At 39.5% G+C, this 9,583-nt stretch carries 9 protein-coding genes; 6 read left to right on the plus strand and 3 right to left on the minus strand.

Annotated elements, in window-relative coordinates:
• A partial coding sequence (locus V7149_RS12805) for a DUF1516 family protein (protein ID WP_335346025.1) occupies positions 1-128 on the minus strand: 128 nt, incomplete at its 3' end.
• A gap of 181 nt (positions 129-309) precedes the next feature.
• On the opposite strand from V7149_RS12805, the gene V7149_RS12810 reads away from it, so the two are divergent.
• From V7149_RS12810 to V7149_RS12835, 6 genes are read left to right on the plus strand one after another with little or no spacing between them, the layout of a single operon-like run.
• On the plus strand, positions 310-531 hold the full coding sequence (locus V7149_RS12810) for a spore germination protein (protein WP_335346017.1): 222 nt from the start codon (positions 310-312) through the stop codon (positions 529-531).
• 16 nt (positions 532-547) lie between these two features.
• Positions 548-784, plus strand: coding sequence for a spore germination protein GerPB (locus V7149_RS12815; protein WP_335346018.1), 237 nt, complete (start codon positions 548-550; stop codon positions 782-784).
• A gap of 40 nt (positions 785-824) precedes the next feature.
• Positions 825-1,451 (plus strand): spore germination protein GerPC, encoded by a 627-nt coding sequence (gerPC, locus tag V7149_RS12820; RefSeq protein ID WP_335346019.1) that lies wholly within the window; start codon positions 825-827, stop codon positions 1,449-1,451.
• Complete coding sequence (locus tag V7149_RS12825; RefSeq protein WP_335346020.1) at positions 1,441-1,617, plus strand: spore gernimation protein GerPD; 177 nt, start codon at positions 1,441-1,443, stop codon at positions 1,615-1,617. Before gerPC ends, V7149_RS12825 begins: the two co-directional genes overlap by 11 nt.
• A gap of 6 nt (positions 1,618-1,623) precedes the next feature.
• Entirely contained in the window at positions 1,624-1,995 is a 372-nt protein-coding gene (locus V7149_RS12830) for a spore germination protein GerPE (protein ID WP_335346021.1), read from the plus strand.
• A gap of 45 nt (positions 1,996-2,040) precedes the next feature.
• Positions 2,041-2,259 carry a spore germination protein gene (locus V7149_RS12835; protein WP_335346022.1) on the plus strand — a complete coding sequence of 73 codons (219 nt, stop codon included), beginning with the start codon at positions 2,041-2,043 and terminating at the stop codon, positions 2,257-2,259.
• A gap of 43 nt (positions 2,260-2,302) precedes the next feature.
• On the opposite strand, the gene addA is transcribed toward V7149_RS12835, so the two are convergent.
• On the minus strand, positions 2,303-6,043 hold the full coding sequence (gene addA / locus V7149_RS12840; protein ID WP_335346023.1) for a helicase-exonuclease AddAB subunit AddA: 3,741 nt from the start codon (positions 6,041-6,043) through the stop codon (positions 2,303-2,305).
• Positions 6,021-9,530 carry a helicase-exonuclease AddAB subunit AddB gene (gene addB / locus V7149_RS12845; protein ID WP_335346024.1) on the minus strand — a complete coding sequence of 1,170 codons (3,510 nt, stop codon included), beginning with the start codon at positions 9,528-9,530 and terminating at the stop codon, positions 6,021-6,023. The genes addA and addB overlap by 23 nt, the downstream gene beginning before the upstream one ends.
• Positions 9,531-9,583: the final 53 nt, after the last annotated feature.

A 9,583-nucleotide genomic window follows, 5' to 3' on the forward strand; every position in this document is an offset into this window, starting at 1 on the left:
AAATAGAAAAGCCTTAATATCATTTGAACTACTTTCAAGGCTCTAGCTTTTCCGCTCTTATGTAATCCTAAAGCTACAAAGAATAATACAAGTGCTAAAACCCATGTTGTTATGTGTGCGTGAATCATCGTATGGCCCCCTTATCTAAAATCGATACAATCATATCATATTTGGAGAAAAAAATGTAATTCACACTATTATCATAGGAGAAATACCATTCAATTGTCCAGCCAAATATTTCTAGGCACAATCTGTANNGTATATAGGCACATAGGATATAAAGAGAAATTAGTGTAAAGGATGTCAAAGATGCCAGCTATCGTTGGAGTCGTTCAGGTCGTTTCTATTGGGAGCAGCGGAGTATTTCATATCGGAGATGTTTATAAGATCATGCCACTAGCCAATGCGAAAACATTTTCTGGTGCAGGTTCCTTTAACACAGGTGATGGTCTAACTATTTATAATCAACAGAGCAGTACGAACACCTATGATTCAGACAGTTTGGATCAAGGAATTTTATTAAATGTTTAATAGTAGGGTGAAGAGAATGAACTTCTACATTAATCAATCCATTCATATTAATTTCATAAAGATCGGCGGTATTACTAACTCCTCAGTATTGCAGATAGGCAGTGCTGGCATTATTAAACCCGCTTCCTATCTATATAATACAGGAGGATTTACAGGGCCTGCTCCTCATCACCTCCTGCCTGGGGTAGGTGTTATTAGCGGAGAACCAACACTAGAAGCACCTGCAGTGCCTTTACATTCTGCAGGAAGATAATGTGTGGCAATGATGTTCCGAAAAAAGTGAGGTGGTATGGATGGATCAGACATTATACTCTTACCTGCAAAAAATGCATATTTTTATAGAAGCACAAGAAAAAAGAATTATTTACCTAGAAAAAAAGGTAAGAGAATTAGAGAAACAGACGCAGGAATTGAAGACACGACCACCAATAACTGTAGATAGAATTGAATATAAATTCGACCAATTGAAGGTTGAATCATTAGACGGAACATTAAATATTGGATTAAATCCATCCGAACTTCAGGAAATTGAGGATTTTGCCATTAATAATAAGGGGATTCAGACTCCCTTTCAGCCAAAAGCACATTTCCAAAGATCAATGGAAATCGAGGATGAAATCAATAAATTTTTGGAAAATGAATTACAGAGCGTAATTGAGGAAACAGCCCTTTCACTAAATAAATCTGTAGATGAATCATATATTTTATTCATTAAGGAAGATATAAAAAAGCAACTGCCTAACCGCATTGATTACCATCTTAAGCAACAACTTGCTGCAACAAATAGGGAACAAGGTACAGTACCTGATTTCAATGAAGAAATATTGGTGAAGTTAAAAAAAGAAATTAAAAACGGGGTTCACACCTTTATCAGCCATTTACCAGAACCAGAGAAAGGAATGGAAACGAATGAATTTTGAAGTGTATAACCGAGATATTTGCGTTGGTAATATTCGAGTTATCGGGGTAGCAAGCTCTTCACTCTTAATGGTAGGAGACACGCAAACAATCCAGCTTGCTTCTGTTTTTGATACGCCTCCTGAATCGTTAATAGTCGGACCATTTGTTCCATTAGCACCGAAGTGATTAGCCATGCTTAGCAGAACCTCAATTGTTGATCAGTTTAAGGCAGATACTCTTATCTTTTCATCTGTTATTGAAATTGGCGATTCAACCTATGTTCATGGATTTTCCCGTGCCCTAGCCGTGCATCGTGAAGCAGATACCTTTTTTGGAAATGAGGGGAATTTCTTATCTTTCAAAGCTTTCACGATAAGCGTTCCCCTCGTCCCCATTGAAGAAGTCATATCTATGCAAACCATGCATTTAAACCCTGCCATTAAGGTTAATAATATTGATATTAATGGGATATCTACATCTTCCGTTGTCCATATCGGCAGCAGCAAGCATATTTCTATGGAAGCAAGAGTTAAGCATATCCGGCAGTTGCTACAGCTTGAATGAAGAGCAAGATGGGAAAATAAAAAAATTGTAAAAGGAAGAGTTCATATGCCAGCCATTGTTGGTCCAGTACAAATTATGAATGTTGATGGCGGTATTGTACAATTTGGAGATGCTCTAAATGTATCGCCTAAAACTAGTGTGAAAACCTATTCTGGCCAAGGTGCATTAAATACCGGCGCATTGATTATTACGAACAATGGTATAAGTGGTACCAATGTCCTTGATACAAACTTAATTGACCAGCCTATTATAGGGAATAATTAAGAAAAGCGGCCGGATAAGGACTAACATCCTTATCCGGTCGCTTCTATAATTTAATAATATGTGCTCCATCAAAAAAGAATAAGTATCTCTCTTGAATGTCTCTTTTTAATATTTGTTCCAAAGCTCTTGCATACATATTAATTTGAACTCGGTAACGGTCCTCCAGTACCGTTTTTGCTTCGTCAATTCCGCCTTTAAAACGGCCGGTAATTTGATCGGTTTTATAGTCAACTAATACGAAGCCGTGTTCATCTTCAAAAAGACAGTCAATGATCCCTTGGATTAACACAGCCTCCTCTTCACCCTTCCATTCCGGATATATATCGCTTGCAGGCAAAGAAATACTGAAAGGAATTTCTCGGTTAATCTCTCTAGCCTGCATCATTCTTTTCCCTAGCTCAGTATGGAAAAACTGCTCAATTAATGAAGGGTCAATGGCTCTAAGCTGCTCTTCTGTCAGCAATTCTTTCTGAACCATTTCATCCATTTTAGCTGCAATTGAATTTACAGTGACCTGTTCTTTAAAGCTAATGTGCTGCATAACCATATGCATGGCAGTTCCCCGCTCTGCTGGAGATAATGACTTTTCTTGCATAAATTGTGGCCGGTTAAATAAAGGCTTTTTGATTGGATGAATGATTTCTAGCCCACTATCTTCTTGGGAAAATATTTCCTTTTGTCTTTTCACTTCAGAAACTGACTGCTTAGAACGATTCTTGGAAGCTTCTAAATGTGAATATTTCCATGATAACTGGTCCTCAACCATACTATTAAATGGCGATTGTACTGGCACTGCTTCACCTGAGAATACCATTTGCAAATAAGTGTCTTTTTCCGTTTCTATCACTTCAACAAGGTTTGCAACCTCTTCACTGTTAATAATCTGAACATTCCATGTTGAAGGATGGTCGGTAATGTCACTGGAAATAAGCGGGCTTACGCTGCTTTCATAATCTCTATGCCTCACTAGTGCTGGACCAATCCAATCAAGGAAGCTTGTCGCAGAAGCACGATCAAATTCATTTAACAGCCAATTTGGATTTTCGGCAAATTGCAGCCATTGGTTTACCTTTTTCTCAGCCCTTTTTACTGAAGATACTAAGTAAAGCTTTTCCTTTGCCCTCGTTAAAGCTACATATAGAACGCGCATTTCTTCCGAAAGCATTTCCATCTTCTTTTTCCTTTTAAAAGCAATTTGTGGAAGAGATGGATACGATATTCGTTTTTCAGCATTTACGTATTTTGCTGCAAATCCGTAATCCTTATCAAGCAAATAGGCTTTTTTCAAATCCATCGTATTAAAATTCCGTCCAAGCCCAGCTATAAATACGAAAGGAAACTCAAGCCCCTTGCTGCTATGAATCGTCATCAGGCGAACAACATCCTCCTGTTCACCTAAAGCACGTGCAGCACCGAGATCATCTCCTCTATCCCGCATGCGTTCTATAAATCTTAAAAACCTGAATAATCCTCTAAACGATGTAGCTTCATATTGCCGTGCACGATCATAAAATGCCCGAAGATTCGCCTGTCTTTGTTTCCCGCCAGGCATGCCGCCTACGAAATCATAAAACCTCGTTTCTCTATATAACTGCCAGATGAGTTCAGATAGAGAGCCTTGCCTTGCCATTACGCGCCAATCCATTAGCTGATCAAAGAATGTCCGGACTTTTTCATACAATGATTCATGATCAATTGCAGGCCTGTTCTTACAAAATGAAGCCATTGCCTCATAAAACGAAGCCTTCTTATGCTGAATTCTTATTTGGGACAGGTCTTCCTCAGTCAAGCCGACAATAGGGGACCTTAATACAGCTGCAAGTGGGATATCCTGATACGGATTGTCAATTATTTTTAATAGTGACATCATGATGGATACTTCAGTGGCCTCGAAATAACCCGTTGATAAATTTGCATATACAGGAATTCCCTGTTGCTTAAATTCCTCCATGATCTGAGGCGCCCATGTCATCGAGCGCAGCAAAATGACGATATCCCGATACTGAGCCGGACGCCCTGATTTGGTTTTTGGATTGTATACGCCCTTCCGCTCAGAAATGATTTCTTTAATTTTTGCCGCCATAAATCTCGCTTCCAGCTGGGACTGGGCAAGCTCTGCTGCGTCAAACCCTTCCTGCTCTTTGTCCTGCGGCTCTTCCTCTTCCGTCCCTTCTAAATCGATAACCGTTAATTCAATGGGGTAGGAGTCATCTTCTGAATATGGAGCACCTGCTTTCAGCTCTGCGGCTTCGTCATATTCAATTTCACCAACAGAAACACCCATAATTTGTTTAAAAATATAGTTCGTTCCGTGCAGCACTTCTTTACGGCTTCTAAAGTTTCTGGCAAGATCAATTCTTAAGCCGGCTTCTTCTCCATTTTTCTCAAACCTGTTGTACTTGCTTAAGAATAGATTCGGTTCTGCAAGCCGGAAACGGTAAATAGATTGCTTCACATCACCCACCATAAAAAGGTTTCCCGAATGCTCTGAGTCCAGGGTCACTAGCTGAAGTATCGCTTCCTGGACCATGTTCACATCCTGATACTCATCAACAAGAACTTCCTTAAACTGATTTCTGCAGGCAACGGCTGCATCTGAAGGTGTTAAAATTCCATCGTCACTCTTTTCAGAAAGTATATATAAACAGAAATGCTCAAGATCAGCAAAATCCACTAAACCTTTTTCTATCTTTATTCGATTAAACCGAATGGAAAATTCCTTCACAATATAGACGAGTGTCTCAATATGTTGCTTCATTTCCTTCATATCTCGCAGAAAGCTTTCCGGCTTGTGGGCAAAAAGCTCATCCTGAAGATCTTGAATGATTTTTTTGGCCTTATCTCTCAGCTTCTTGGCCTTTTCAATTAATTCGCTATCATACTCATCGCCCTTGCAATTTTTTGCTCTGCCAAATGACCAAGATTGCATCGCCTCGTAAAGCGTTTCCCAGGAGTCCTTTTTCGCTTCCATTAATGTATGGACAACATGAAGGTCGTCAACAAAGTTTTCTGCTCTTGGTGCAGGGCCTCCAGGCAGCTTTGTTAGTTCAAGCCCATATTCAAGAAGCTGCTTTGCCCCTTTCAGCTGCAGATCCATATCCTGTAATAGGGACTGTACAAAAGGCATCTGTTCGATTTCACTATTTTCATCAACGTTATACATTTCGATGATGGAATCAAGGTATTCATCAGGTGAAGGATTTGAGCGTGCAAAATCATATATATCCCTGATAATATCTTGTAAGGCAGTGTCGCTTCTATCATTCGTAAAAGTATCAACAAGAGCATAAAACGGATCGTTGCCTTCTTTTCCATACTCCTCTTCGAAAAGATCCTCAAGCACTTCATCTCTTAAAAGCTGTGCCTCTGTTTCGTCAGCTATTCGAAAGCTAGGATCAATATCGAGCAAATAGTAATATTTTCTGACCATTTCCAAACAAAAAGAGTGAAGTGTAGAGATTGATGCTTTATTTAAGAGGCTCAGCTGCTTTCGTAAATGGGCAGATTTAGGATTTGCATTAATCGCTTTATCAAGGGCTTCTCCAATCCGGTGTCTCATTTCTGCTGCCGAGGCATTCGTAAATGTCACAACTAGCAGCTCATCCACATTGATTGAATCTTCCTCAGATACAATTTTATTAATGATTCTTTCAACAAGGACAGCCGTTTTCCCGGAACCTGCTGCTGCTGCAACAAGAATGTCCTGGCCCTTTGCCATAATCGCTTTCCATTGATCATCGGTCCATGTAACATTCGCTGGCTTAGCTGGAATAGTTAATTTCATCCTTCCCTACCTCCTTTCGAATACTAGCAAGCACTTCATCTTTCGGCTGAGAAACTAGCTTACGGTATTCATTTGCTCCTAGTGACTCATCGAATTGGCATACAGGCTTAAAGGAACAAAATGTACAAGGTGTTTTATCCTTCATTTTATAAGGAGAAATGTCCACTTTTCCTTCTGTAATTTGATTTCCTGTCTTTGTATACATTTTACGGACATACTGACGGAGATGATCAAATTCTTGCTTGCTTGCGATTTTGGAGCGTTTAGACAGCGTGCCGTCCTTCTTAAAGCCTGCAGAAATGATGGACGAGTCACCGTTATCTAAAGTCTGATCCATTAGCTTAATTACATTTTCTTCCCCTAATATGAGGCCATTCATTTTAAACTTTTTAAATATCTCCTGCTCAATATCATCTAATGTGAGCATTTTTGAAGTGCTGATCATAGGATTGTGGACATGGAAATATAAAATCCCTGCTGGACTAGCTTCAGTCCCAATCAATGTATGAGAATGGGAGATAATAATATCTAAGTAAGTCAACATCTGCAGGGCTAAGCCATAGTAGACTTCATTAACGTTTATATCCTTCGAACTCGATTTGTAGTCTATGACTCTTAAAAATACACCATCCTTGTCCAATGCTTTATCCACACGGTCGATCCTGCCAATTAGTTCCATTTTCGATCCATTTTTTAGCGGGAATGTAAGAGGAGGCAGATCCCCCTTAGGTCCAAAGCCGAGTTCAAGACCTATCGGTGAAAATCCGCTCATCTTTGCATGCTCACTTAATACATAAGAGGCACGGCTAATAATTTGCTCCAGCTTCCTTTTAATATAATAATGACGATTGGAGCTGAGCAGGATTTCATTTTGTAATTTTGGAGCGAGCATTTCGACCGCCTCTTGCGCTAGGATTTCACATTGCTGTCTAGTTAAATCAGTCCAGGAAAGCTTGTTGCTCATTACGGTTTCGGCGATGTATTTTAACGCAGCATGAAATAATTCCCCGATATCGGGAGCTTCAAGACGGAATACTTGACGTTCTCTTAGCTTTAATCCATGCTGGGCAAAATGTGAAAAAGGACATCCGTGAAATAGCTCCATTCTTGAAACACTTGCTTGAATGACATCTCCATATAAATCCTTGCTCAATTCTTCTCCTAATGGCTTTGTATGATTCTCGAAATTTAAACTTGATAAAACTTTAAGAGCCTGACCTCTCCATTGTTCATGTTGTAAGAAATAATTATAAATATCCCACCAGAAATCATAAATCGGATAATTTCTTTTCTTTAGCTGCATTTGGGATGTTAAATAAGCTAAGGACGTGTGCAGATTTGCTGCATACTCCAGCTGTTCTATTTCCGGCAGCTCTGCAGGATCTGATAAATAATCATGGTGGACGCAATCAGGCAATAAATCTGTTAATCTTTTTATATAGGAAGACGGGAGCAATGCTTTTCCTTCCTCATTGGCAAGCGGATAGCTTATAAATAGCCAATCAGAAGGTGTGGCAAATGCTTTATAGGCTATAAATTCTTCATCTAGCAGCCGTGTTTTGCTGGCAGGAGCAATTTTTAATCCGTTAACAAGGAGCTGTTCCCGATCACTGTCAGCTAACAGCCCATCCTCAGAAAATTTAGCTGGAAAAACACCATCATTCATTCCGATGATAAAGGCTGCTTTAATATCAGAAAGACGCGACATGTCCAAATCAGCAGCCATAACCTGATCCAATGCTGGCGGGATTAGGGTAAAACGAAGAGACTCCATTCCAGCTTCAAGGATGGAAGCAAACTGCTTCAATGTAGGTTCCTCTTCCCCGAGCATTTCTACATATTGGTCAAGCAGCTCCATAATGGCATTCCAAGACTGCTCGTGTTCACGGGATTTCACTAGATTGCCCTTCTCATCTTCTTCAAGCTTCCAGCGCTCCATTTTAGCCGGAACGTCTAATTCTTCGAGGTATAAATAGACAGCTTCACAGTATTGCCGCCCCGAATGAGCTTTCTTTAAGCGGCGTGATAGTCTGAGGATTGGACCCGTTATTATATCTCTTAGATCATTTAGCTCCTGCTCGATTTCTTTTTCTGCATCCGTTTGTGCAAAGCTTTCAAACTCTAGCCCTCTAATTCTTCGATAAATCCATCTTTTCTTGTTCGTCCATTTATCTCCTTGAATGCCATAGGCTAAGCAATAGTTCTCAAGCCTGTCCATTTGTTCCCGTAAATGTTGAGCATTTACTTTTGCCGGAAATAATAATTCTGTTTTTACTGCTCTAAAAATCGGCTCATATCTCCAATTTCCGTTTATCACTTCAAGAGTGGAACGTATTAACTCAACAAGCGGATGATGCAGCATCGTTCTTTTTTGATCGATAAAATAAGGTATTTGATAATCATGTAAGATCGTTCCGATGATATCAAAATAATCCTGGCCATTTCTTGATAATATGGCAATATCACGATATCGAAGCCCTTCTAGTCGCACAAGCTGATTTATTTTTCTGGCAATGCCTTCAATCTCTGCCCTGCGATTTGCTGCATGGCCTATATGAACAGCTGTCTCCCCTTTATATCCTTCCGCTGGGCGTGATTCGAACTTTTCTTCAAGATGCTTTAAAGATTGCTTTTCCCATCTATTCTGGCCGTTTAAGATTACTTCTTCTACTTGAAGTCCGTTTCGTGCAGCGATTTCATAAATAGTCTGGCAAGTTTCGCCTGTCATTCTAAAGAGATGCAGTTCATTAGGTGGGTTGTGCTTAAATGGCTGATCTAGGGTTAAAGCGATCGTTACTTTCTTACAATGTTTTATCAACTGCTCAACAATCATAAATTCTTGGGGTGTAAAGCTATAAAATCCATCAATATAGACTTCTGCTCTCTGTAAATATTCAGACTGAGCCGCTTTTTCCGCTAAGAGTCGAAAATAATCCTCGGAATCTACATATTTATCAATAAGTGATTCTTCAAACCTTCTGTAAATGAGCTCAAGATCGTGAAGTTTATCTTGGAGAGCCTTATTTGTTTTATCTCCTTGTGTTAGTTGAGCTTGTTTCTCTGCAAGCTCTTCAGGTTGAACACAATATCTTTTAAATTCCGTCATCATTTGTTCTATTTGCTGAATAAATCCATTTTTATCGGCAGCACGCTGAAAAAGCTTTAGACTATCCTTTTTCTCGTCAATGATTTTTCGAATTAACATATTAATCCCGACACTGTTTAAATGATAGCGGCTAATACCGCCTGTTTCCTGAAGTATTTTCCAGGCAAGGCGAGTGAAGGAATATACTTGACTGCGGATCATACCGCCAAGACCCGGTGTTGAAATTAATTTATATTCTGATAGAAATGTCATTTGCTCAGGGACTAAGTAAATAAGTGGCGGCTCCCCAATTGGATCCCTTTTTAATTCAGCCCTTATTTCATTTAAACAATAGTCTGTTTTTCCACTACCTGAGCGGCCAATTAATAAACGAACGGACATAGATAGCCTCTCTTCCTTTCGCCATTACGTTCCATATTCTATTAAATATTTTA

Origin of the sequence: Bacillus sp. JJ1503 (assembly GCF_036965125.1) — a bacterium.
In the GTDB taxonomy this organism is placed as follows: domain Bacteria; phylum Bacillota; class Bacilli; order Bacillales; family Cytobacillaceae; genus Cytobacillus.